The sequence below is a fragment of the Niallia sp. 01092 genome (assembly GCF_052318935.1).
GTDB lineage: Bacteria > Bacillota > Bacilli > Bacillales > Cytobacillaceae > Niallia.
The window spans coordinates 105,357-130,636 of sequence record NZ_JBQRKO010000005.1; the positions used below are offsets into that span (position 1 = coordinate 105,357).

19 protein-coding genes and 1 other annotated feature are annotated in these 25,280 nt (G+C 35.8%); of the genes, 17 read left to right on the top strand and 2 right to left on the bottom strand.

What is annotated here, in order from left to right:
* Positions 1-149 precede the first annotated feature (149 nt).
* Entirely contained in the window at positions 150-1,844 is a 1,695-nt protein-coding gene (locus ACTXGU_RS06650; RefSeq protein WP_443480710.1) for a sensor histidine kinase, read from the top strand.
* 156 nt (positions 1,845-2,000) lie between these two features.
* On the top strand, positions 2,001-2,615 hold the full coding sequence (locus tag ACTXGU_RS06655; protein ID WP_443480711.1) for a response regulator: 615 nt from the start codon (positions 2,001-2,003) through the stop codon (positions 2,613-2,615).
* 489 nt (positions 2,616-3,104) lie between these two features.
* Here ACTXGU_RS06655 and ACTXGU_RS06660 read toward each other — a convergent pair whose 3' ends face one another.
* Positions 3,105-4,328, bottom strand: a complete 1,224-nt coding sequence (locus ACTXGU_RS06660; protein WP_443480712.1) for an MFS transporter — start codon at positions 4,326-4,328, stop codon at positions 3,105-3,107.
* A 739-nt stretch (positions 4,329-5,067) separates the two neighbouring features.
* On the opposite strand from ACTXGU_RS06660, the gene hemA reads away from it, so the two are divergent.
* From hemA to ysxE, 8 genes are all read left to right on the top strand, one after another.
* On the top strand, positions 5,068-6,408 hold the full coding sequence (gene hemA, locus ACTXGU_RS06665) for a glutamyl-tRNA reductase (RefSeq protein WP_443480713.1): 1,341 nt from the start codon (positions 5,068-5,070) through the stop codon (positions 6,406-6,408).
* A 79-nt stretch (positions 6,409-6,487) separates the two neighbouring features.
* Positions 6,488-7,312 (top strand): cytochrome c biogenesis protein, encoded by an 825-nt coding sequence (locus ACTXGU_RS06670; protein ID WP_443480714.1) that lies wholly within the window; start codon positions 6,488-6,490, stop codon positions 7,310-7,312.
* Between the two features lie 347 nt (positions 7,313-7,659).
* Positions 7,660-8,598, top strand: coding sequence for a hydroxymethylbilane synthase (gene hemC, locus ACTXGU_RS06675; RefSeq protein ID WP_443480715.1), 939 nt, complete (start codon positions 7,660-7,662; stop codon positions 8,596-8,598).
* Positions 8,591-9,361 carry a uroporphyrinogen-III synthase gene (locus tag ACTXGU_RS06680; protein WP_443480716.1) on the top strand — a complete coding sequence of 257 codons (771 nt, stop codon included), beginning with the start codon at positions 8,591-8,593 and terminating at the stop codon, positions 9,359-9,361. Before hemC ends, ACTXGU_RS06680 begins: the two co-directional genes overlap by 8 nt.
* A gap of 12 nt (positions 9,362-9,373) precedes the next feature.
* Positions 9,374-10,351 (top strand): porphobilinogen synthase, encoded by a 978-nt coding sequence (hemB, locus tag ACTXGU_RS06685; protein ID WP_443480717.1) that lies wholly within the window; start codon positions 9,374-9,376, stop codon positions 10,349-10,351.
* Between the two features lie 16 nt (positions 10,352-10,367).
* The gene (gene hemL / locus ACTXGU_RS06690; protein ID WP_443480718.1) at positions 10,368-11,657 is read left to right on the top strand and encodes a glutamate-1-semialdehyde 2,1-aminomutase; all 1,290 of its coding nucleotides are present in this window, start codon (positions 10,368-10,370) and stop codon (positions 11,655-11,657) included.
* Positions 11,658-12,002: 345 nt separating this feature from the next.
* On the top strand, positions 12,003-13,262 hold the full coding sequence (locus ACTXGU_RS06695) for a LysM peptidoglycan-binding domain-containing protein (protein WP_443480719.1): 1,260 nt from the start codon (positions 12,003-12,005) through the stop codon (positions 13,260-13,262).
* 110 nt (positions 13,263-13,372) lie between these two features.
* Positions 13,373-14,416: a spore coat protein YsxE gene (gene ysxE, locus ACTXGU_RS06700; RefSeq protein WP_443480720.1), complete on the top strand. Its 1,044-nt coding sequence runs from the start codon at positions 13,373-13,375 to the stop codon at positions 14,414-14,416.
* Positions 14,417-14,672: 256 nt separating this feature from the next.
* Here ysxE and ACTXGU_RS06705 read toward each other — a convergent pair whose 3' ends face one another.
* Positions 14,673-14,864 (bottom strand): hypothetical protein, encoded by a 192-nt coding sequence (locus tag ACTXGU_RS06705; RefSeq protein WP_443480721.1) that lies wholly within the window; start codon positions 14,862-14,864, stop codon positions 14,673-14,675.
* Between the two features lie 257 nt (positions 14,865-15,121).
* Positions 15,122-15,348: a binding site (T-box leader), on the top strand.
* A gap of 72 nt (positions 15,349-15,420) precedes the next feature.
* Between ACTXGU_RS06705 and ACTXGU_RS06710 the strand changes: the two genes are divergently transcribed.
* The 7 genes from ACTXGU_RS06710 to ACTXGU_RS06740 all read left to right on the top strand — a co-directional run bounded on the left by ACTXGU_RS06710 (position 15,421) and on the right by ACTXGU_RS06740 (position 25,081).
* Positions 15,421-18,072 carry a valine--tRNA ligase gene (locus ACTXGU_RS06710; RefSeq protein ID WP_443480722.1) on the top strand — a complete coding sequence of 884 codons (2,652 nt, stop codon included), beginning with the start codon at positions 15,421-15,423 and terminating at the stop codon, positions 18,070-18,072.
* 87 nt (positions 18,073-18,159) lie between these two features.
* A complete protein-coding gene (locus tag ACTXGU_RS06715; protein WP_443480723.1) occupies positions 18,160-19,455 on the top strand; it encodes a bifunctional folylpolyglutamate synthase/dihydrofolate synthase in 1,296 nt (431 codons plus the stop codon).
* A 437-nt stretch (positions 19,456-19,892) separates the two neighbouring features.
* Positions 19,893-21,608 carry a sensor domain-containing diguanylate cyclase gene (locus ACTXGU_RS06720; protein ID WP_443480724.1) on the top strand — a complete coding sequence of 572 codons (1,716 nt, stop codon included), beginning with the start codon at positions 19,893-19,895 and terminating at the stop codon, positions 21,606-21,608.
* A gap of 838 nt (positions 21,609-22,446) precedes the next feature.
* Positions 22,447-23,223, top strand: a complete 777-nt coding sequence (locus tag ACTXGU_RS06725; RefSeq protein WP_443480808.1) for a prepilin peptidase — start codon at positions 22,447-22,449, stop codon at positions 23,221-23,223.
* 19 nt (positions 23,224-23,242) lie between these two features.
* Positions 23,243-23,479: a hypothetical protein gene (locus ACTXGU_RS06730; protein WP_443480725.1), complete on the top strand. Its 237-nt coding sequence runs from the start codon at positions 23,243-23,245 to the stop codon at positions 23,477-23,479.
* A gap of 72 nt (positions 23,480-23,551) precedes the next feature.
* The gene (locus ACTXGU_RS06735) at positions 23,552-23,911 is read left to right on the top strand and encodes a hypothetical protein (protein ID WP_443480726.1); all 360 of its coding nucleotides are present in this window, start codon (positions 23,552-23,554) and stop codon (positions 23,909-23,911) included.
* A 102-nt stretch (positions 23,912-24,013) separates the two neighbouring features.
* A complete protein-coding gene (locus tag ACTXGU_RS06740; RefSeq protein ID WP_443480727.1) occupies positions 24,014-25,081 on the top strand; it encodes a hypothetical protein in 1,068 nt (355 codons plus the stop codon).
* Positions 25,082-25,280: the final 199 nt, after the last annotated feature.

Below are 25,280 nucleotides of genomic sequence, written 5' to 3' on the forward strand. Positions count from 1 at the left end.
GGCTTTACGTAGGTTAAATTGCGTTATTCCGCATTTGATATTTTTACTTTTTGGAATATAAAATAAGGAATAATATTACAATTCTCAACAAAAGCAGATATAATAGAAAAATCAATAGGAATAAAGTTTTATCTAATAAGGGGGATTTAATGAGATTTGTATTAATACATAAAAATAAAATCGTTCTTTTTTGTTTTCTTTTATTCATTGGCATTTTTTTTGTTTTTTTACAGGGGATAAAAAATTCAAATTATGTGGGGGTAATGCTTAAGCAAGATATTCATCATAAATGGGTGATCAATAAGGTTTATCCAGGAAGTGAAGCGGAAATGCTGAAAATTCCCATCGGTGCAAAAATTATTTCGATTGATCAACAAGACCCTTGGGATCAAGTCAGCGTAAGAAAATGGTTTGTCATTAATAAAGCCCAAGAAATGAAGATAGAGGACAATGGAAAAATAGTAAATATTGTTTTTTCTTCTGAAAATAGTAAAAACATATACAAATATCTATTCATGACAATCATCACACTTGTTGCCATGTTTATAGCCTTGTTTACTTTTTATAAATGGACTGGTTCAAAACAAGTTCTTTATTTGGCGCTTGTCTCGTTAACGAATGGAATCGGTTTTTTAGTAGCAATTCCTTCGAGTGAAGGTCAATTTATTGGCAGGGTTTGTTTATATCTTACCTTACTTTGGCTTCCTACCTTTATTATTCATTTTACCTTTCGTTTCTTAATCAATAAAAGGGTTGCCATTATAAAATATATACCAACACTTTTTTTCTGTTTATCTATTATAGGAACTATTTTCATGGGCATACATATTGTTTATTCCTTACCGTACTTCTTAATAGAATGGCTTAATTCCTTTATCTTTATCCCATTCGCTGTAGGGATTTTTACCAGTATTTTTATTTTGCTTGTACATTTAATGAGTAATATATCAAAAAAAGAAAAATATCAAACGGTTCTTTTTGCATTAGCTTTACTTATAAGCTTTCTACCATTTTATTTATTTTATATTTTTGCGGGACAACACATCTTTCCATTTATCATTACGATTTTATTTTTTCCTTTACATTTGCTTGTTGCTTTTTTTATTTTAATCTTAAACGGCTCCATCCCTTTTTCACAAAGTATTCCTATCTTATTTTTTAGAGGAATGTACTCTGTTATGACCGTAATACTAACTTACAATCTGTTTCTTTTTGTGAATACACAAAACAAATGGATGATCGCTTTTTTTGGTGTTATTTTAACTAGTACTTTGTATTTGTTTTATCAAAAATTGGATAATTGGAATCTGACTCGAAGAAATAAATTTCAAAAGACAGTTTTCCAGACTGATACAATAGATATAAATGATAACTTAATTATTATAGCTAAAGAAATGGAAAGAGAAAAAATAATGATGTTGATACATGATAACATCATCCAAAATGTAGTGGGGATAATCAGAAATTTACGTGAATTAGAAAAACAAAGTGCCAATAAAAAACTAGTGAAAAATGTAATTGATGATAGTGAAGATATATTATATCAACTCAGGGATTTATGCACTGATATATATCCTTCCATGATTGAAGATTTAGGTCTAGCGAAAACAACAATATCATTTGTAAAAGAAACGATGAAAAATCATATTGTAAATATTGTTCTCAATATGGAGCAATGTGATGAAACGCATATAAGTGTCCCTGTTAAGCATGTTATTTTCAGGATGATGAAAGAGTTAGTTACAAATGTTATAAAACATGCGAAGGCAAAGCAAATAGAAATTCTTTTAACTATCAACCAGAATTGGATCACAGTGGTTGTGCAGGATGTGGACAAGGAATAAATAATGAAAATGTTGATAGTAGCAAAAGCATCGGTTTGCATTCTATTAAAAAACAAGCCGACATGTATGGTGGAAGCTTGAAGATCGTGAGTAGAAATGGAGTGGGAACAAGAGCGATGATTAATATTCCATTTTCCCAAAAGGTGGTGAATGTGCATGAAGAATAAAATCAAGATTATTCTTGTAGATGATCACAAGATGTTGCTGTCAAGCTTATCAAATGTTTTGAATAATAGTGAAATGGTGGAAATTGTTGATTCCTTTTCTGATCCTTTAGAAGCCTTAATGAACATTGACCACACGAAATGTGATGTTGTTGTCTCTGATGTTCGTATGAAACAAATGAATGGTCTGATTCTGGCCAAAGAATTAAAGAGAAAGTTTGGCAATAAGATCAAAATCATCTTAATTTCTGGCTTTTATACAGAAGAATATCATAAAAATGCTCTAGATATTGGTGTACATGCTTTTTTGCCTAAAGAATCTTCTGATGAACAGCTTCTATCCGTTATAAAACAAGTTACATTAAATAATGTTCTTATACCCTTTGATTTGCTAAAGGTAAATAACGAAAAAGTGTTGAGTGAGACTGAAGTGAAGGTTCTGTTGTTTATTGCCCAAGAAAAGACGAATGAAGATATTGCTCAAATGTTATACATAAGCAAACGCACAGTTGAACATCACTTGACTTCCATTTTCAGAAAGCTTGATGTGCAAACGAGAGTCGGGGCAGTAGTTAAGGGGATTGAAAAAGGAATTATTTCTACGTAAGGTGGTGCCTTTAATAAAAGTTTTTAAACCAGAACCATATATTTAACGATTTCAAAAAAAACGATAATAATAATAAGGCTATAGATTGTTGCTTTTAAACTCGCAGCCTGAATACACTTCGCTTTCCGTGGGCGAGCGTCGAGCCTCCTCGTCGCATACGCTCCTGCGAGGGGGTCTCGTCTTTCTCGCATTCTCACAGGAGTCTACGTGTATTCAGGCTGCTGAGTACTTTTTCTCCCATTTTTTTACGTAAAAAACAACAAACTTTGAGAAAACAGCCAATAATAAAAAGCTTTGCATTATTTATTGCAAAGCTTTTATAATTACGTACACTATTATAGTAATTTTCGTATTTTTTTTGTACTTAGACCTGTAATTTTGTAATATCCTCTAGCGGAAGATAACCTCTTGTATCTAAAAGTAAAAGACACTTTTGAGCCAATAGAACATTTTTCTTCGGGGCTGTTCAAGGCGCTTCCGCTATTCTAACTATGATGCAGAATAACTTACTTTTTTGCCCAAATCCTCTTTTACAATCTTTCTATATCTGAAGTTTACAAAGGCTGCTGCTGTAAGTCCTATTAAAGAAATTGCAGCATCAAAAATAAAGATAATGGATATATGTCCGGTTTTCGACATTAACCCAGTTGCAATTGGCAATAGTACAGAAGCAAAACCTGCAGCCGTCGCGACTAATCCCGTAACCGTCCCTTTTCTTTCCCAGAATAATTCGGTCATAATGGCTATTGTTAACTGAAAAACACCTGCTGTAGAAAAACCTAAAAAGAAAGAAGCAATGATCGCTATGCTAGGTGATTTTAATGTTAATAAAACCATTACGGACAAAAAGGTAATGATTGGATAGATGACAACGACATGGATTGGTCGGATTGCTTTTTTTAACAAAATGGACAATGCTAAAACAGAAATTAAGGCACCGATGCTATAATAGCTTAATAATTTAACGGAGCTTGTACTAGACAGTCCGAGCACTTTTTGTCCAAAGGTTGGCAGCCAAATTTGCGCAACAGTAAAAAGGGAAGTGGATGTGAACCCCATGATGATAAGAGCAAGTCCCTCTTTCCAAAATTGCGGTTTTGAGTGAAATTTCCTATTTGCAGAATCATCTTCCGAGATGCTGTTGTTTTCCATTTTATGATGAGGAAATGACATCGTAAATAAGAACATCATATTAAGAAAATAAATCGCTGCTGGAATAAAAAAGGAATAGCCATAAAACATATCTTGATTAGCAAAAAATGCAATCATCAATGGGAGTAGAGCTGCTCCTGCAGACATAAATGCCTTTACCAATACACTAGCAGACCCAGTCGATTTCGGAAAAATTTCGATCAGTGCTGGATAAGTCCCTGCATCCATCGCTGAATTAGCAATTCCGGCAAGAATAGCAAACAGAAAAGCGATTTGATAAGACGGCGCTAATGGAATCCCGACAAGAAAAATCCCCATTGCTAACGCTGAAAATAAAATCAGTGGTTTTCTTCCGAATTTGTCAGACAAGATTCCTGAAAGTGAATAAGTAAATAATTTACCAATCCCTATTGCTGAAATAAGGTAACTGATCCCTGCACTGTCTGTATTTAATTGTTTTGTTAAATAAGGCATATTCGATGCAAGCATGATATTCACCATACCGAGAATAAAATAATTAATGTACAGTCCAGAGGCTGTTTTCATATAGTTATTTTTCATTACGTACACTCCTAAATAAGTCATATAACTAACTTAACCATTTTATTTGGATATGATGAAATTTGCAATCTAGTATTAGGAAAATTATATAAAATTTTCATCCATTCACAATGCTTTAAACCAAGGAATTCTTATACACGTCAGTCGACATTTTCCTACGCCCAGCGAATATCTGTTTAACATATTAGTAAAGAATGAAATGGATAAAAAAATAAGATAGCAAGATTTCCAAAGACAGTTTAATACGATTAAATTATCATGAGTAAAATAGTTCCAATTAAGAGATAATAAGCGAGTAAATGAATGATCATAATTAATGGAAAGGCTGTTTTCTAAAAGTTTAATGTTTTTGAATAAAACAATAAACATGATTGAAGCACTGAGCAGCCTGAATACACGTAGACTCCTGTGGGAAAAGCGAGAAAGACGAGACCCCACAGGAGCATAGCGACGAGGAGGCTCGGCACTCGTCCGCGGAAAGCGAAGTGTATTCAGGCTGCGGGTTATATAACAATAATCTGTACGAAAAGAGCAAATGGAAAAAAGTCGATACGGCAGATTGGTGCATGTTATGGTAAAATGATAAATAGCGATTGTTTTTTGAATTTCACATTTTGTTCACAAATAGGCGATTGTTTTTTATACATTTGTGAAGAAAATCTGTTATGATAAATCTATATTTAGAATTATTATAAATAAGCTTCTGTTTATTCGAAATGTTAGGGGTGCTATTTAACTTATGCATATAATTGTTGTTGGTCTTAATTATAAAACTGCCCCAGTAGAAATACGTGAGCGTTTAACTTTTGATTCATTAAGCATCGGGGAAGCAATGAATCAGTTGCAGCATAAAAAAAGTGTATTAGAGAATGTGATTGTTTCAACATGCAATAGAACAGAAATATACGCTGTGGTCGACCAGCTGCATACCGGTCGCTATTATATAAAAGAGTTTTTATCAGAATGGTTTGGAATAGAGCAAAAAGAATTTGTTCCATATTTATTTGTTTATGAGCAAGACGGTGCAATCAACCATTTGTTTGAAGTGGCATGCGGATTAAACTCTATGGTCGTAGGAGAAACACAAATACTTGGCCAAGTACGAGATAGTTTTTTTGAAGCACAGAAAATTAAAGCTGTCGGTACGGTTTTTAATCAACTCTTTAAACAAGCAATTACATTAGCAAAAAAAGCCCATACTGAAACGGAAATCGGCGGAAATGCCGTTTCAATTAGTTATGCGGCTGTGGAACTGGCGAAAAAGATTTTTGGAACAATCGAAAATAAAAATGTCCTTATTTTAGGCGCTGGAAAAATGGGCGAACTAGCAATTCAAAACTTATATAGCAATGGGGCTAAAAATGTTACGGTGATCAATCGTACTTTTGAAAAAGCCCAAGGATTGGCTGATCGATTTGAAGGAAAGGCAAAGCCGTTTAATGAGCTGCAGTGTGCTTTAATGGATGCTGATATTTTAATTAGTTCAACAGGGGCTAAAAATTTTGTTATTACAAAAACGATGATGCAAAATATTGAAAAAGTCCGTAAAGGAATGCCTCTTTTTATGGTGGATATTGCGGTTCCAAGGGACTTAGACCCTGCATTAGCTGAACTGGAAAGTGTTTTTCTTTATGATATAGATGATTTAGAAGGCATCGTGGAAGCTAATCTGCAAGAAAGACAAAAGGAAGCAGCAAAAGCCATGCTGATGATTGAAGAAGAAATAGTAGAATTTAATCAATGGCTGCATTTATTAGGAATTGTCCCTGTTATATCTTCTTTACGCGAAAAAGCAATTTCTATTCAATCTGAAACGATGAAAAGTATAGAAAGAAAACTGCCGCATCTTAGCGAACGAGATAAGAAAGTATTAAATAAGCATACAAAAAGTATTATTAATCAGCTGTTAAAAGATCCGATTCTGCAAGTGAAGGAATTGGCTTCAACAAAAGATGCAGAAAACTCATTGGAGTTATTTATCAAAATCTTTCAGTTGCAAGATAGGCTGGACAAGCAGCAGCCGACTAAAAAAGAAAAAGAAGTTTACACGACTTCTTATCAAGCAACATTACAACCCTAAAAATTTATAATTATTGTACAAAATAGTTTTCATGTTATTCCGATTTAATAGGAATTGGATTGTTAGAGGGGAAGCATATATGCAGGATATGTACATGACAAGGCTTCATGAATTAATGATTATTTTATATGCATTTTCTGTTTTGTTTTATTTTTTTGATTATATGCATAATAACCAGAAAGCAAATAAAACAGCTTTCTGGTTACTTTCATTTGTTTGGGTGTTACAAACTTCTTTACTGGGATTATACATGATGGAAACGGGAAGATTTCCTGTGCTGACCATTATGGAAGGATTATATTTTTATACGTGGGTATTAATTTCCTTATCACTTGCGATAAACCGCTTATTGAAGGTAGACTTTTTTGTTTTTTTTACGAATTTATTAGGTTTTATTATGATGGCCATCCACTCTTTTGCCCCTATTCGGGAGCAAGGGGAAGGACTTGCGGAACAAGCCGTTTCTGAACTGCTTTTTATTCATATTACTGCCGCTATTTTATCTTATGGAGCTTTTTCACTTTCGTTTATTTTTTCGCTGTTATATTGCCTTCAATATGATCTTCTCAAAAAAAAGCGCTGGGGAAAAAGATTAAAAAGAATTCCTGATTTAGCAAAGCTGGAGCAAATTTCTTATGTGTTAAATGTCATAAGTGTTCCGATCCTTTTAATTGCATTAATTCTTGGCATTCAATGGGCAATCATTCAAAAACCTTATTTTACTTGGTATGATCCGAAAATAATTGGATCATTTATTGTATTATTAACATATAGCACCTATTTGTACTTACGTGTTTCTAACAAAAGAAGAGGGAAAAATATCGCTTTATTAAATATTGCTAGTTTTTTAATCGTCTTGATTAATTTCTTTTTAATTGGAAATTTTTCTTCTTTTCACTTTTAAAAAAATGGCTGTGTTAAAGCTAATTGTTGATTGGAGCGGAAGGCGTGATACTCCTGCGGGATGAAAATAAGAAGTGTATTCAGCGTGAAGGTATGAGGAGTTAGAGTTAAGAATGATGTTGGTTTGGAGAAGCGTTCGCTCGACTCCTGTGGGATTAGCGAGAAAGGCGAGACCCCGCAGGAGCAAAGTGACGAGGAGGCTTGGCGCTCGCCCCGCGGAAAGCGAGCGATAAGCTTCAGAAAACCCTTTTCAACAGAGCTTATTTTCAAGGTAACCCAAAAAATAAATGTTATATAAAAGGGAACGTTCAGCTTTAGAAGGTTTAAACTAATTTTTGGAGGGGTTTTATGAGAAAAATAATTGTTGGTTCAAGAAGAAGCAAGCTCGCAGTAACGCAAACAAATTGGGTGATCGAGCAATTAAAAAAACTAGATTCCTCTTTTAACTTTGAAGTCAAAGAAGTGGTTACAAAAGGAGACGTTATTTTAGATGTAACGCTGTCAAAAGTTGGCGGAAAAGGTCTGTTTGTCAAAGAAATCGAACAAGCAATGCTAAATAAAGAAATTGATATTGCGGTACATAGCATGAAGGATATGCCAGCTGTTTTACCGAGTGGGTTAATCATAGGCTGCATTCCGCAAAGAGAAGATCATCGAGACGCATTAATCAGCAAAAATCATACGCCTTTAAAAGAGTTAAAAAAAGGAGCGATTGTTGGAACAAGCAGTTTAAGAAGGGGAGCTCAACTTCTAGCGGAACGACCGGATTTAGAAATTAAATGGATTCGTGGCAATATTGATACCCGCCTGAAAAAGCTGGAAACAGAAGATTATGATGCCATTATATTGGCTGCTGCCGGATTAGCGAGAATGGGCTGGACAAGTGATGTTGTAACAGAATTTCTTGAACCGGAAGTTTGTCTTCCTGCTGTAGGGCAAGGGGCACTGGCAATTGAGTGCAGGGAAGATGATAAAGAAGTATTAGAATTATTAAGTAAACTATCAAGTGAAGAAACAACAAGAACTGTTTATGCGGAAAGAGCATTTTTAAATAAAATGGATGGTGGATGCCAAGTTCCGATTGCAGGGTTTGCTGAAATACAAGACGATAAAGAAGTTGTTTTAACAGCGCTTGTTACCTCTCCAGATGGAAAAACGGTTTATAAAGAAAAAATAAGTGGAAATAATCCAGTCGAAGTAGGAGAGCGTGCTGCATCCATCTTAACAAAAAAAGGGGCGAAGAAATTAATCGATCAGTTAAAAGAGGAGCATATTATTGATGGCTGATCCGCTCCTTGGGAAAAAAATTCTGATTCCACGGTCAAAAAAACAAGCAGCCTCACTTTCTGAAGAGGTTACTGCACTAGGCGGGATCCCAGTTGAAATTCCTTTATTATCTTTTAGAGAATGTCCGCTTCCTGCAGACATGTTATCAAAGTGTAAAAAGGAAGATTATTATGATTGGATTATATTTACAAGCAGCAACGGAGTGCGGGCTTTTTTTCATCAACTAGATGGCTTTGAGAATAAAGTTCCAAAAATAGCGGTGATCGGAGAAAAAACAACGAAAACGCTGTTAACATTCGGATATCAACCAGAGTTTATTCCAAGTGAATACGTTGCGGAAACATTTGTTGAAGAATTTAAGCCGTTATTACATAATAATGAAAAAATATTGATTGTAAAAGGGAACTTAGCAAGAGATTATCTTAGTACCAATTTAAAAAAATGTAATGCTACAATAGAAGAGGCAATTGTGTACAACACGTATTTTCCAAAAGAAAGTGAAGAGCTGTTGGCAAAAAAGCTATTGGAAAAAGAATTGGACATTCTTTTTTTTACAAGTACGTCAACAGTTGATCATTTTATGTCTGTTGTGGAAAAATATGATTTGCTAAAAAAAATAAGTGATTGCACAGTTGTTTGCATTGGTCCTGTTACAAAAAAAAGGTTAGACTACTATGAGATAAAAGTTGATGTTTTACCGGAAGTGTTTACCGTCGATAGCATGATAGCAGAATTAGTTCAATATTTAAAAATAAGTAGATAGAGGAGAATTCATATGACTTTGGAATTTACACGTCACCGCAGACTAAGACAATCTGCAAGTATGAGAGCACTTGTACGAGAAACATATTTACATATTGATGATTTAATTTATCCAATCTTTGTCGCAGAAGGAGAGAATATTAAACGAGAAATATCTTCGATGCCGGGAATATATAATCTTTCTTTAGACCGTTTAGCAGAAGAGATGGATGAAGTGCAAGCACTTGGAATTAAGTCTGTCTTATTATTTGGCATTCCTTTAGAAAAAGACGAATGCGGTACGCAAGCTTTTCATGATCATGGGATTGTACAAGAAGCTATTCGATTCATAAAGAAGAACTATCCAGAAATCGTAGTCATTGCCGATACTTGTTTATGCGAATACACAAGCCATGGGCATTGCGGCATCGTCGAAGAAGGATACGTATTAAACGATGAATCACTCGAATTGCTTGTAAAATCTGCTGTCAGTCAAGCAGAAGCAGGTGCAGATATTATTGCACCATCTAATATGATGGATGGTTTTGTTGCAGCAATAAGACAAGGATTGGATAAAGCAGGTTTCATCAATATACCAATCATGTCATATGGGGTGAAATATTCTTCTGCTTTTTACGGTCCATTCCGTGAGGCAGCAGACAGTACACCGCAATTTGGGGATCGAAAAGCCTATCAAATGGACCCTGCCAACCGTTTAGAGGCGTTAAGAGAAGCAGAATCGGATGTGGCAGAAGGGGCAGATTTTCTTATTGTAAAACCTGGTATGCCATATTTGGATATTGTTCGCGATATGAAAAATGCACTTCATCTTCCGATTGTTATTTACAACGTAAGCGGTGAATACAGCATGGTAAAAGCTGCAGCACAAAACGGCTGGATTGATGAACAGAAAACAGTAATGGAAATGCTTGTCGGCATGAAACGAGCAGGTGCGGATTTAATTATTACCTACTTTGCGAAAGATGCAGCACGCTGGTTAAAAGAACAATAGGAAATGAGGGGAAAATATGCGTTCATATCAAAAGTCAGAAGAAGCATTTAAAGAAGCGGTCCAGTTAATGCCAGGTGGTGTTAACAGCCCAGTTCGAGCGTTTAAATCGGTTAAAAGAGATCCGGTATTTATACAGTCAGGAAAAGGCTCTAAAATTTACGATTTAGATGGCAATGAATATATTGATTATGTGCTGTCATGGGGACCATTAATTTTAGGACATGCGAATGATCAAGTAGTGGCAGGTATTAAAGAAGTAGCGGAGCTAGGAACAAGCTTTGGTGCGCCTACATTAATTGAAAACAAGCTTGCTACCCTTGTAAAAGAGCGTGTTCCATCGATCGAAATTATTCGCATGGTATCCTCTGGAACAGAAGCAACGATGAGTGCCATTCGTTTAGCACGCGGGTATACAGGTCGAAATAAGATTATTAAATTTGAAGGCTGCTACCATGGACATGGTGATTCCTTATTAATTAAAGCAGGTTCAGGTGTTGCTACATTAGGATTGCCGGACAGTCCTGGTGTGCCAGAAGGAGTTGCCGCAAATACGATTACGGTAGCGTACAATGATTTGGAAAGTATCAGATATGCTTTTGAAACATATGGCGAAGATATTGCAGGTATTATTGTCGAGCCTGTTGCTGGAAATATGGGTGTAGTACCGCCTCAACCAGGATTTCTGCAAGGACTTCGAGATATTACGACACAATATGGTGCCTTGTTAATATTTGATGAAGTAATGACTGGCTTCCGTGTAGATTATGGCTGTGCTCAAAGCTATTTTGGCATTACGCCTGATTTAACTTGCTTAGGAAAAGTAATCGGAGGAGGACTGCCAGTTGGGGCATATGGCGGAAAAGCAGAAATTATGAATCAAATTGCGCCGAGTGGTCCGATCTATCAAGCAGGTACGCTTTCTGGTAATCCGCTGGCTATGACAGCAGGTTATGAAACGTTATCCCAACTAACAAAAGAAACGTATCAAACGTTTATCGAAAAAGCAGACAAGCTAGAAGCAGGCTTATATGAAGCAGCCAAAAAATACGATATTCCATTTACGATTAATCGTGCTGGCTCCATGATTGGCTTCTTTTTCACAAATGAGGAAGTAAAAGATTATGATAGTGCAAAAACGTCCAATTTAGACTATTTCGCTGACTTTTATAATGCAATGCTTGAGCAAGGCGTATTCCTGCCGCCTAGCCAATTTGAAGGATTATTTTTATCGACTACATTAACGGATGAAGATATTGAAAAAACAATTACAGCTGCAGAAACAGCATTTTCTCAGTTGAAAAAATAAAATAAAGTAATGTAAAGATGACTCCAAAGTTTGTAGAAACTTTTGGAGTTATTTTTTTTAGAGAAAAAGGATGGCGTGAACGGGGGGCGGCCGGACGAAGAAGGAAACTCGTCGGACGGAGAGGGAAACTCGCCGGACGAAGGAGTAAATTCGCCGGACGAAAGAGGAAACCCGCCGGACAAAAACAGAAAATGGAAATTAGAAGACAGGCTGTTTCTAGATATCTTTAATTTTGTAAAAGAAACAATTGTTTTGAACCAGATTCTAATCATAAATTGAATATTCTATTCATAAATTGTAATTGACATAGTGATAAACGTGAAAGGAATGAAAGGAGGAGTCGCTTTGTCTCAAGAAAATTCGTCTACTTTGCGGTTTTCATTGGAAGAGTCAGTCTGGTTTCAAAGAGGACAGGAAGTAGCTGATCTGCTTTCCATTTCACTTGACCCAAATATAACAATTCAAGAAAATGATCAGTATATTACGATTCAAGGTTCATTAGAATTAACGGGAGAATACACGCGGTCACAAGAAAATCAACTAGAGGAAGAGGAGGTTTTTAAGGCTCCTAAATTAATTCATTCCGTTATGGAAAGAGAGGAAGGGGTTTGTGAGTTTTTACACCATTTTCCTGTTGATATAACGATTCCGATTTCAAGAATTACTAGTATAGATGATATTGAGGTAGAAATTGAAACATTTGATTATGTATTTCCTGAAAGCAGCTGCTTAAATTTATCAGCCGATTTATCGATTGCAGGATTGACAAATGGTGAGCAGCAAGAGTTTCAAGAGGAGGAGGTGGAAGAGGACGAATTAGACCTTGCTTTTAGAGAGCAAGAAGGGGAAGAAGAATTTGCTTTTCACGAACAAGATAGGGAAGAGCAAGAAGTAGAAGAAGAATTTGCTTTTAGAGGGCTGGAAGATACAGTGGAACTAGAAGATAACCAATATGAAGAAGAACCTGTTGAAATCACGGTAAGCCCTTTTCAAGCAGTGAGTCCTCTTTTAGAAGAAGTTCGAACTTCAAACGAAGAAGCTGAAGATGACAATGAAGTATATGAACCATTTGAAGTGGAAGTACGAAAGTCTCCCGAAATGGAGGTTGGATCGGCAGAAAATAATATTGTCCCATTTGTTTCGGAAGAAAACAAAGAAAAAGAAGATATTCCAACATACAAAGACAATGTAGAGGAACAAGACATGAAAGTGGCTATATTTCGAAATAACAAAGAAACATACCAAGCTGAAGATGTTTTTCAAAAGCCGCCACAAGAATCTTCTGAATCTTCTTATGAGCAAGAACAAGATGTGATGGAAGCAGAAGAAGAGATTGAAGAATCTTCTTCTAGTGATGACAAAGAATTGAAAAAGAAAAAAGGTATTTTCAAAAAAACAAAAACATTAACATTTACCGAATTTTTTGCAAGAAAAGAGGAAGAAACACATACGAAAATAAAGGTTTGCATTGTGCAGCAAGGCGAAACATTAGAGAAATTAAGTGAACGCTATAATATTCAAGTTCATAGTATTTTAAAAGAAAACCGTATGGAAGCAAATCAGGATATATACGAAGGACAGGTGTTATATATCCCTGTTAAATAAGCAGATAGGTAAGAAAAAGGAACAGGCAAGTACGGTCATCATCCCTGCTTGACTGTTTTCTTTTTTCAAAAGATGGAATTTGTTTTTGTTTTAAGAAAGAGTGGGAAAGTATGAGTGAAAAAAACACAATAAAAAAATATACCCCGATTTTAAAGCCTTACGCAGTGGAACCACATTTTGTGGAGGAATTTGGCCATCTTACAAAAATCTACTGCAGTAAAGGAACCTTTGCTTTAAAGGGGATTGATCCACATAAAGGATCTGATTTTATCAGGCATGTCCGAACCCTTTATCAAAAAGGATACAATCGTATTGTTCCGATCTATCCAACGGTCGATGGAAGATATGCGATACTCTATGAGCAAAAGCTGTATTATTTAATGCCCTGGCTCCCGAATGAAGATCGAGAAAATTATTTCAAAAAACATCAGCAAATGTTTCGGGAATTAGCAAGACTTCATATTTTATCATCGAAGGAAGTAACGATTGAAAAGGAAGACAGACAAGAACACTATGAAAATACGTTATTAGAGCTGGAGAAGGAACAGGAATTTTTGGATGGATTTATTGAGCAGTGTGAAAATACGGAATATATGTCCCCTTTTGAGCTCATGTTTTGTATGTATTATCATGATATTAGGCAAGCATTAAAATACTCAGAAAATAAATTAAAAGATTGGTATGAACAAACAAAAGAAGATGAAAAAGCAAGGGTTTCGATTATTCACGGCAAAATCTCTCCAGAGCATTTCCTTTATGATGACCGAGGATATGGCTATTTTGTTAATTTTGAAAATGCTAAATATGGTTCCCCTAGTCATGACTTATTGCCATTTTTAGCCCGCTCATTAAAAACAACTCCAAAACAAAATGAAGACAGTATGGATTGGTTGTATACGTATTTTAACTATTACCCGCTGCGTTCGGATGAAATGTTATTGTTTTTAAGTTATTTAGCCCACCCAGGCCCTGTCATAAAAATATGTGAACGATATATACAAGAAGATTTCATTGCCAACGAACGAAAATTTGTGCAAAAGCTGTTGAAAAATTATTGGCTGTTAAAAAATACAGAATATATTGTGATGAGAATAGAAGAAATCGAGAAGCAAAAAAAAGCGCAGCAAGAGGCGCAGAAAGAGACCCAAGATTAAGATCATCTTGGGTCTCAGAGTATAGAAAAATTATATATGTGCAGGAACTTTAGGCTGATCGAAAACGTTTGTATTTCGAGGCGTGAAGCCTTGGGAGGAGCGGCGGGCAACAGGATGTTGGTCAGAACGACGTTGTCACAGGACGTGACGTACTTAGTCGTTCATCCTCTGTTACCCAGTAATGAGCATCCGAGCAAGGCGAACAACGAAGAAATCGAGCGTTTGTCGACAGCCTGAGATTGAAGCAGCTTGGGTCTTAAATTATGTCTAGGTATATGGATAATGCAAGCACAATTAGAAGAGAAAGAAATAATACGTCAAATGTGGTTGGCAATAGCATCGTGCGGATTGCCTGAAATATACAAAAGGGAATAATAAACTTTGAACAGCCATTCCGAACCGCTCTTAACCATGGCGGCATAGAATAGGGATTAAACTTTCGCTTCATAAAAATGATACCTCCTTAACCCTCTTTACACATAGTATATGTACAGATAGCCCATAAAGTACCTACTAAAACAATGAGTTCCCCATATGGAATGGACATTTTGAAAAACGCAAAATTGTTTCCACGAAATAATTCACACCTTTTAAAAAACAGACATATTATTTTATAAAAAAATACTTGTATAATTTTAAAAAATAATGGGTAACCTTATTGACGAAAATCACTTTTGTTCGGTAGTATATCATATATACATAATGAAAATAGCGATGACAGGGAGTAGTACAATGGTAAGTTGTTTTGCAGAGAGGAAATCAGCTGCTGAAAGATTTCTATTCAACCCATTTGAAGTAGCCCTAGAGCTTCTTTTGCGAACGGTAAACCTTATTAGTGAGAGACGGAGAGAATCCGATATCATCTTTAAAGAGCCAATGATTTTTATTGGAAAAAAGGTGGTACCGCGAAAAAAACTCCATTCGTCCTTTTATGACGTTTGGAGTTTTTTTATTTGCAAAAAATCCCTTTAGAAAAGGAAAAATAGATAGCAGGAGGAAATTAAATGGAAACAAATGATCTTACAATGCCGACAAAATACGACCCGAAGGAAATAGAAAAAGGGCGCTACGATTGGTGGGTAAACGGCAAGTTTTTTGAAGCAAAACCGGATGAAGGGAAAGAGCCTTATACAATTGTAATTCCTCCTCCGAATGTAACAGGAAAACTTCATTTAGGACACGCTTGGGATACGACGCTGCAAGATATTTTAACAAGAATGAAACGTATGCAAGGATACGATGTATTATGGCTGCCTGGCATGGACCATGCTGGAATTGCGACGCAGGCAAAGGTAGAAGAAAAGCTTCGCAGTCAAAATATTAGCCGATATGACCTTGGAAGAGAAAAGTTTGTAGAAGAAACTTGGAAATGGAAAGAAGAATATGCAAGCCATATTCGTGAACAGTGGGCGAAATTAGGATTAGGCTTAGATTATTCTAGAGAGCGTTTTACTTTAGATGAAGGCTTGTCAAAAGCAGTTCGCGAAGTATTTGTTTCTTTATACAAAAAAGGGTTGATCTATCGCGGCGAATATATTATCAACTGGGATCCATCGACAAAAACAGCTCTTTCTGACATCGAAGTAATATATAAAGATGTTCAAGGTGCTTTCTATCATATGAAGTATCCGTTGGCAGACGGATCTGGCTATATTGAAGTAGCAACGACTCGTCCAGAAACGATGCTTGGAGATTCTGGAGTTGCCGTACATCCTAAAGATGAACGCTATCAGCATTTAATCGGCAAAAAGGTAATTTTACCGATTGTGGGAAGAGAAATTCCGATTGTGGCTGATGACTATGTAGAAATGGACTTTGGTTCTGGTGCAGTAAAAATGACGCCTGCACATGATCCAAACGACTTTGAAGTTGGTAACCGCCATAACCTAGAACGAATTCTTGTGATGAATGAAGACGGTACGATGAATGAGCGTGCAGGCAAATACGAAGGAATGGATCGTTTTGAATGTCGCAAACAAATCGTAAAAGACTTACAAGAAGCAGACGTATTATTTAAAATCGAAGAACATATGCATTCTGTTGGACATTCAGAAAGAAGCGGTGCCGTTGTAGAACCATATCTTTCTACCCAATGGTTTGTAAAAATGCAGCCGTTGGCAGATGCATCTGTTGCCCTTCAAGGCAAAGAAGAAGAAAAAGTCAACTTTGTTCCAGAGAGATTTGAAAATACGTATTTGCGCTGGATGGAAAACATCCGCGATTGGTGTATCTCTCGTCAGCTTTGGTGGGGGCATCGAATTCCTGCTTGGTATCATAAAGAAACAGGCGAAGTATATGTTAACCAGGAAGCACCGGAAGATATCGAAAACTGGGAGCAGGACAAAGATGTATTGGATACATGGTTCAGTTCGGCATTATGGCCGTTTTCTACAATGGGCTGGCCACATGCAGAAGCAGCAGATTTCAAACGCTATTATCCAACAGCAGCACTAGTAACTGGTTATGATATTATCTTTTTCTGGGTATCCCGCATGATTTTCCAAGGAATCGAATTTACGGAAGAAAGACCATTTAAAGATGTCTTAATTCATGGTTTAGTTCGTGATGAACAAGGCCGCAAAATGAGTAAATCATTAGGCAATGGTGTTGATCCAATGGATGTAATTGCTCAATATGGCGCCGATTCCCTTCGCTTCTTCTTATCAACAGGAAGCTCTCCAGGTCAGGATTTGCGTTTCAGCATGGAAAAAGTAGAATCTACTTGGAACTTTGCAAATAAAATCTGGAACGCATCTCGTTTTGCTTTAATGAATATGAATGGCTTAAAATATGAAGAAATAGATTTATCTGGAGAAAAATCTGTTGCAGATAAATGGATTTTAACAAGACTAAATGAAACAATCGAAACAGTGACAAGACTTTCCGATCGTTATGAATTTGGAGAAGTTGGCCGTGTGCTTTATAACTTCATCTGGGATGATTTCTGTGACTGGTATATTGAAATGGCGAAGCTTCCTTTATATGGAGAAGATGAAGCAGCGAAATTGACAACTCGCTCCATCCTTGCCTATGTATTAGATAACACGATGCGTTTATTGCATCCGTTTATGCCGTTTATAACAGAAGAAATCTGGCAGAACCTTCCTCATGCTGGTGAAACGATTACAGAAGCAAAATGGCCAGAAGTAAATCCAGACTGGACAGATGAAAAAGCTGCAAACGATATGAAACTATTAGTAGAAATCATCCGCTCTGTACGTAACAGCCGTGCCGAAGTAAATACACCAATGAGCAAAAAAATCAGCATTCTTTTAAAAGCAAAAGATGCAGAGGTTCAAAGCACGTTAGAAGAGAATAAAGCATATATTGAACGTTTCTGTAATCCTGAAACGCTGGAAATTGCGACAGAACTAGCGATTCCTGATAAGGCGATGACTTCTGTTGTAACCGGTGCAGAAATTATTCTTCCATTAGAAGGATTAATTAATATGAAAGAAGAAATCGCACGACTTTCAAAAGAATTGGATAAATGGAATAAAGAAGTAGAACGTGTTCAAAAGAAATTAAGCAACGAAGGCTTTGTGAAAAAAGCTCCTGAAAAAGTAATCAACGAAGAAAAAGCAAAAGAACAAGATTATTTAGAAAAAAGAGCGACAGTGGAAGCGCGCATTAAAGAATTAAAAGGAGAAGCTTAATTATTAGCTTTTTAAGGAGGCGAATCCGATTAGGGTTCGTCTTCGGTTTATGAAAGCAACAATTAATAAGAAAAGCAGGTGAATTAGATGTTCCAAACATATGAGGAAGCATTAAATTGGATCCATTCTCGATTACGATTAGGAATAAAGCCCGGTTTAACAAGAATGAACATCATGATGGAGAAATTGAATTTTCCGGAAAAAAAAATAAAAACAGTCCACATAGGTGGGACAAATGGCAAAGGATCAACAGTCACCTACTTGCGCTGTATATTACAAAGTGCGGGCCTTTCCGTTGGAACGTTTACTTCTCCATATATCGAACAATTTAATGAAAGAATCAGCGTAAATGGCATCCCGATCAGTGACGGAGAAATTAAAGATTTAGCAAATAAGTTGTATCCTATTGTGGCAGAAATGGATCAATCAGACCAAGGCGGACCATCAGAGTTTGAAATTATAACAGCTATGTCTTTGTATTATTTCGCTTATGTTCATCCAGTAGATCTCGTTATTTATGAAGTAGGTTTAGGCGGTCGATTTGATTCAACTAATGTAATTTCACCGCTTTTATCCATTATTACAAGCATCGGGTTAGATCATACTGCTATTTTAGGAAACACATACGCAGAAATCGCCTATGAAAAAGCAGGAATAATAAAAAAGGATACCCCGATTATTACTGCTGTGAAACAAAAGGAAGCTCAAGAAGTTATTTTGAAAAAAGCCGATGAGGAGAAGGCGCCGGTTTATTTATTAACGAAACATTTTATCCTCGAAAATCACCAATCCATTGATAAAGGAGAAAGTTTCTCTTTTAAAACAGCTGTAGAAAATATGCATGATTTATGTATTAATATGATGGGTGTCCATCAAATAGAAAATGCTTCTTTAGCGATAATGGCAGCAATTTTATTAAAAAAGGCAACTTTTCCAGAAATAAAAGAAGAATCGATTCGAACTGGCTTACTGGAGGCAAAATGGCCGGGCCGTTTTGAAATAATTGCCGATCAGCCTCTTATTGTTTTGGATGGTGCTCATAATGAAGAAGGAGTACAAGCATTATCAAAGGAATTAACAAAAAGATTTGCCAATCGAAAAAAGACAATCGTTTTCACAGCACTTTCCGATAAAAAAACAGATAAAATGATTCAAAGCCTAGATGAAATCGCAAATAAAATAGTGTTTGTTTCATTTGATTTTCCACGAGCTGCTTCAAGTTATGACCTTTATCAGGAAAGCAGTCATCCGCAAAAATCTTATCAAGACGATTGGAAGCATGCAATAAACGAGCAAATTGAAAAAATGGAAGATAATGACATGTTAGTAATAACAGGCTCCCTTTACTTTTTATCGGAAGTAAAAGCATTCTTTAAGCAATAAAAAACGAGCATAGGTTTTCACCTATAACTCGATATGGAAATGAGACTTTTTATTATAGAGTCTCATAAGGGGAGAGCGAAGCCATTCCATACAAATATTTATTAAAAAAAACTAAAGACGCATTCTATTTTTAACATCAAAACTAAAACAAGTGGAGCCCATCCCCTTCTCCAAAAGGGCTGATAAAAAGTAGCTCTATCTGTAAAATGGATATGTTATCTAGTGATTTAGGATACAAAAAATAATGGAATTTTGTACAAAAATTACCTAAAAACGAGAAAAAAACGATAGATTATTAGGACAGAAAGGGTTAGTATTATAATAATAGGTGAAAAGTATGGATAATTTGGAATCATTACTTTTGTCATAATAAATGATGAAAATAATGTTTCTGAAAAACTATAGTAATATATCATCGTGGAAATTAGGTGAGATTTGTGGTTAATTCCTCTGTCAAAGTAGTAATTTGGACGATTTGGAGTATTGTTTTTCCTGTTGGATTGTGGTATATCTATCATAATTTTCCGCCTACCCTAGCAGAGCGTAATTGGCATGTTGCAGTATTTTTGTTTTTTATGTCTATTGTTGCATCGATGCCAATGATCATAAATGGGCGTCCTGTTTTCTTTTTGCAATGGGCTAGCCTTTCTGTTTTTTTAATCTTTGGTTTGTTTGTCGAGACAATGCTTGTACAGATTGCTTTAGTTGTTGTACTTTTGCAGACGAAGGTAAGCAAAAAAGGATTATATCTTTTTCCATTGAACTCCATGATGTTCCTCGTTGTTTCAGTATGCAGTGGCTTTATTTATTACGGTTTAGGTGGTAAACATGCTGCTAATATTTTATTAGATATACAGTCACTTTCGTTAGTTATTCTTTATCCGTTTCTTTATTTTGTGCTTAATACTTTGTTGATTTTTATGATTAGTCGTTTTGTTTACCAAAATAAGGAAAAGTTTATGACCCGTGATTTAGTGTGGGAGTTTATTGCAACAGTTATTACGTATCCTGCAGGCATTGCCTTATATATTATGTATGAGGATATTGGTTTAATGGCCCTTATTTTAATAGGAATCCCGTTTATTTGTCTTTCTATTATTTTACGATTATATCACTCTAGCGAATCAATTAATTATTATTTAAAAAAAATTGCCGAGATTGGCCATCAATTATCGCAAAATTTATATGCAAAAGAAGTAGTCGATTTTTTTACTGCAACATTATTTGATCTGCTGAAAGTCGATGTTATTTTTATTCTCGAAGTGACTGGAAATAACGAACTTAAAATGATTGCAAGAGTGGAAGAGAATAAGCAAATGCCATTACGGACATGGAGACTAAAGGAAAATGAAGGAATATGCGGGAACGTATTAGCGTCGAAAGAAATGGTTATTTATCATAAGAAAACGGACTGGCAGCCTATTAATAAAGGCTATACCCCAATCTCAGCTGATATGGAAAGTGTATTATGTATGCCTTTAGTAAAAAACAGCCAGGTAATTGGTACTTTATTATTAGGAAGCAAAAAGAAAAAAGCATTTGCTCATGTAAGATTAATGATTCTAGATCTACTTTGCACTCAGTTTGCCGTAGCTTTTGAAAACGCGAAATTTTTTGAAAAAACGAAAGAACACAGTGAACGCTGTGCACTGACGAAATTGTATAACTACCGTTTTTTTGATCAGATTTTAGCAGAAAAATTTATAGAACTGAATAAGCAGCAAATTAATAATATCGGGTTGATCATGTTAGATATTGACTATTTTAAATCGGTTAACGATACATACGGACACCAAGCTGGGAACGAAATATTAATAGAGTTTTCTGAGAGGCTTCAAAATATAATCGGAGAAAATGGAATTGTTGCTAGATATGACGGGGAAGAATTTATTGTTTTATTAACCAATACAGACGCAAAAGATGCATGGAATTTAGCAGAATTTATTAGAAAAAGTATTGAAGCAAGGTCGTTTACAATAAAACAGAATATGCACGAAAAGCAAAAACAGGTCCACATAACAGCGTCATTAGGACTTGCCATTGCCCCACACGATGCAGATGAGCCATTAGCATTAATTAGACACGCAGACAGAGCCCTTTATGTAGGCGCAAAACGAGAAGGTAGAAATCGGGTTGCGAGTTATATACGGTAAGTAAAATTTTGAACTTCGATATGTGAAGTTCTTTTTTTATGAGGTCTTTAGATTCATAATAAGAGCAGAAAAAACTATCATAGTAAAAAAGTGCTTGATATAATGAAGTTGATAGCAGATTATTTAGGGGATTTGTAATGTAATTGGAGTGAACACAATGAGGAAAAATTCTTTTTCTAGTAAATATATCGTGTTTTTTGTGTTATTAATGGTAATGGTCCCGACGACTACTAGTGCAGCAGCAACTGCTCTTGCTGTAAGTTTTACGGTGACGCCGGCTCAAAGCGTGATTGTTAAACCAAGCGGTTCAACAGACGAGACAAATTATTTTAATGTGAATTATTCCTTAAAACCTACAAATCTTGTAAATGATAAAGAAAGCGGACAGTTGAAGAACTTAGTAATTGAACAGCAGCTTCCGAACGGTGTAAGATTCGCGGGAAATACTTCCAATGCTGTCGAGGAGAAGAGAGACGGTAAATATTATGTGATTATTACACCGCCGAATAATACAATCAATTATGCAAATGGAAGGTTTTCAACTAATGATGTTCCTGTGAAAGTGCCATTGAAAGTCGAGTATGCTGTTTATAATGTAACCATGCCAAGAGCAGAATTAAAGTATACAGATTCACGTTTTCCAGGAACCAATACAACAAGTATACCTGCTTCGACTCAGGCTATAAATATGACTGTTCAATTAAAAGAAGCACAAGTGAATAAATATATAGGTGACTCAACAGGGATGATAGAGAACCGAGATCAAGCAACCAATAAAAAACTTGCGAGTACGGCATTTCCCAATGATTATGGTCTCTCTAATAAAGCTATTAAGGACATGATATTTAAAGAAGGTTCTCACAATCAGGCAATTGAGATACTAATCTTCCTATACGGAATCACCCTTGGCTCTTTCTACAACGTAGTCGGGCTGAGGGTGCCTAATAAGCAATCGATTATAAGGCCTAGATCTCATTGTACAAGCTGTGGGCATACATTGTCGCTGGCAGAATTGATACCAGTTTTAAGCTATATGTTATTAAGGGGGAAATGCAGGTGCTGCAAGGCATCTGTTTCCCCTTTATATCCTATATTCGAGCTTTTGACAGGTGTTCTGTTTGTGTTATGTCCTCTTATTCTCGGCTGGAGATCTGAGCTGTTTGTTGCATGGACACTTATTTCATTATTTATGATTATTACGGTTTCCGATATCACTTATATGATTATCCCTAATAAAGTATTGTTGTTTTTTTCTGGTTTATTGCTTGTGGAAAGAATCTTCATTCCGTTAACCCCGTGGTGGGATTCTTTATTAGGTGCAGCTGTCGGATTTACCCTATTATTGCTTATAGCCATTGTTAGTAAAGGCGGAATGGGCGGCGGTGACATAAAACTATTTGCCGTAATTGGTTTTGCGGTTGGTACAAAGCTTGTGTTAACGGCGTTTTTCTTATCGACATTATTTGGAGCTATTGGTGGACTGATTGGCATGCTGTTTGGAAAAGTGAATAAAAGAAAGCCAATTCCATTTGGTCCTTTTATTGTAATCGGAACATTGGTAAGTTATTTTTATGGCAATGATTTGATAGATTGGTATATGCAATTCTTTTATTGATAATGAACGAGTATTGATCATGGCATTATTTAGCTTTGGAAAAAACAAAGTCATCAACTTAATCATTAAGGACCATGTCATTCGTTTTGTCGAACTTAAACATACAGAAGATCTTCTCGTGCAAAACTGGGGAGAACGCTACCTTTCTGTTGGATTGATTCATGAAAGCACGATTCAAGATGTAGAGACGTTGTCGATGATATTGGATGAATGTATCCAAGATTGCGAAAAAGCAAGTGCGTTTTCTTGTTCCTGATTCTTCCGTCGTCATCGAAAGATGCCAATTCCTGATGATGTAAGCGTCGATGAAATAAAAGGGTATTTGTATATGGAATTCGGCACATCAATCCATGTACCTTTTGAAGACCCTGTCTTTGATTATTATTTATTACAAGAACGGGAGCATAATAAACAGCAAATTTTATTATTTGCAGCACCTGAACATGCGGTTTCAAGCTATACGGACTTGGTAGAAGAGGCAAAAGCTAGTACCGGTTTCTGCGGATATTTCTGCCCTTGCTTTATATCGTTAATATGTAAAAACAGCTATGTAGTCATTCAAAATAATACAGCGACTGCTGTGTGTGTAAAAGGGGTTAAAAGGAATTTGTGCACAAAAGAAGAAGTTGAAACTCCGATTGAATACAGCGACTTGAAACCAAGTCTAATTGTGAAGAAAGCTAACTAAATTTGACGAAATACTTTTATAACAAGACGACAAAAGTCTTGTTATTTTTTTTTGCTAGTATGATAGGATGGGACAAAACTAGTGAAAATGGGGGTAGGAAGAGTGAACGAAAACTCAGGAAGCCGTAGCAAAACGATTACGATCAAAATCAACGGTAAAGAACGTTCATTCCAAAGGAAAGACAAGGAAGAAAATTCAACCTCTTTTGTTGAAGCAAAAAAAGATAGTCAGGATAAAAACTTTACAGAAGAAATTGCTGCCGGAAGTGAGACAATCGGAGAAGAAAGTTTTGATTGGATTCTTCCAAATGATGAACCAGTAGAAGAAATAACAGAGTTGCCAATTCCTGAACAAGAAACAAAAAAGAAGGCAAGTTTTTTTGATAGAAACAAGAGAAATACGAATAAAAAAACTTTGCCAAAAGGAATGGTTCAATCGATCTTTTTTACGGTGCTGTTTGCTGTTATTTTAGGGACAGGCTTTGGATTTATTTTATTAAATATCGTCAGCAGCGATCAGAAGGCCTCTGCCCCAACAACCTCAGCTGCCCTTCAGACGAACACAACAGATAAAATAGGCACAACAACTAGGACTACGGTGGCAGTAAAAAAAGAAATTTCTACTTATATGGTCCAGCATATCATTTTATCAAAAGCAGAGGCAGTCAACCAGGAACAATCGCAATTGTTAAAAAAAGGATATGTTAGCCAGAGAATCGACATAGACGGAAAGATGATTATTTATTTAGCGGCAGCAAGCAATATAGATGATGCAAAAAAAATGCAAAAAGAGATACAGGAAAATAATGTCGCTGCTTTTGCAAAAGAAATAACATTTAGCGGCGGGAAAGTAAATGACATTAGCAAAAATGAAAAAAGCTTTATTGAACGCTCTCCAGATATATATGCTGTGCTGACAAGTGCTGTTACAGCTGCTCAATTTGATCAATCGATTCCAAACGATGTCAAAGAAGAACTTAAAAAACAACAAGCATCATTAAATCAATTAAAAGTAAAAGAATTTAAACATCAACAAATAAAATCGATGGCAGCAGAATTATCGACAAGCTTAGCAAATGCAATGTCCTTGTCAGGAAACAGTTCTAAAGAAGAATTACAATCCATTCAAAAAAGTTTATTGGCGTTTTTAGGAGAGTATTCGACACTTTAAAAAAAAATACAACAATTACCTGGGAAATAATATAAAGTTCTTCGGAGAGCGCCAGTCGTTTCTCCTTTTTTGTCGGAAATTTTTGATAAATTTCGACAAGATTACATATCATCTACTATTTCATAAAAAATTTAGGTTCTAAATTGTCTATTAAGACATTCTTTGATACGATTAACTTGTATCTCCCAAATATTATTGA

Bases quoted from the DNA above. Each gene is read 5' to 3' on its own strand.
- ACTXGU_RS06650 (WP_443480710.1), top strand. From the start codon at position 150: ATGAGATTTGTATTAATACATAAAAATAAAATCGTTCTTTTTTGTTTT.
- ACTXGU_RS06655 (WP_443480711.1), top strand. From the start codon at position 2,001: ATGAAGAATAAAATCAAGATTATTCTTGTAGATGATCACAAGATGTTG.
- ACTXGU_RS06660 (WP_443480712.1), bottom strand. From the start codon at position 4,328: ATGAAAAATAACTATATGAAAACAGCCTCTGGACTGTACATTAATTAT.
- hemA (WP_443480713.1), top strand. From the start codon at position 5,068: ATGCATATAATTGTTGTTGGTCTTAATTATAAAACTGCCCCAGTAGAA.
- ACTXGU_RS06670 (WP_443480714.1), top strand. From the start codon at position 6,488: ATGCAGGATATGTACATGACAAGGCTTCATGAATTAATGATTATTTTA.
- hemC (WP_443480715.1), top strand. From the start codon at position 7,660: ATGAGAAAAATAATTGTTGGTTCAAGAAGAAGCAAGCTCGCAGTAACG.
- ACTXGU_RS06680 (WP_443480716.1), top strand. From the start codon at position 8,591: ATGGCTGATCCGCTCCTTGGGAAAAAAATTCTGATTCCACGGTCAAAA.
- hemB (WP_443480717.1), top strand. From the start codon at position 9,374: ATGACTTTGGAATTTACACGTCACCGCAGACTAAGACAATCTGCAAGT.
- hemL (WP_443480718.1), top strand. From the start codon at position 10,368: ATGCGTTCATATCAAAAGTCAGAAGAAGCATTTAAAGAAGCGGTCCAG.
- ysxE (WP_443480720.1), top strand. From the start codon at position 13,373: ATGAGTGAAAAAAACACAATAAAAAAATATACCCCGATTTTAAAGCCT.
- ACTXGU_RS06705 (WP_443480721.1), bottom strand. From the start codon at position 14,864: ATGAAGCGAAAGTTTAATCCCTATTCTATGCCGCCATGGTTAAGAGCG.
- ACTXGU_RS06710 (WP_443480722.1), top strand. From the start codon at position 15,421: ATGGAAACAAATGATCTTACAATGCCGACAAAATACGACCCGAAGGAA.
- ACTXGU_RS06715 (WP_443480723.1), top strand. From the start codon at position 18,160: ATGTTCCAAACATATGAGGAAGCATTAAATTGGATCCATTCTCGATTA.
- ACTXGU_RS06725 (WP_443480808.1), top strand. From the start codon at position 22,447: ATGATATTTAAAGAAGGTTCTCACAATCAGGCAATTGAGATACTAATC.
- ACTXGU_RS06730 (WP_443480725.1), top strand. From the start codon at position 23,243: ATGGCATTATTTAGCTTTGGAAAAAACAAAGTCATCAACTTAATCATT.
- ACTXGU_RS06735 (WP_443480726.1), top strand. From the start codon at position 23,552: ATGGAATTCGGCACATCAATCCATGTACCTTTTGAAGACCCTGTCTTT.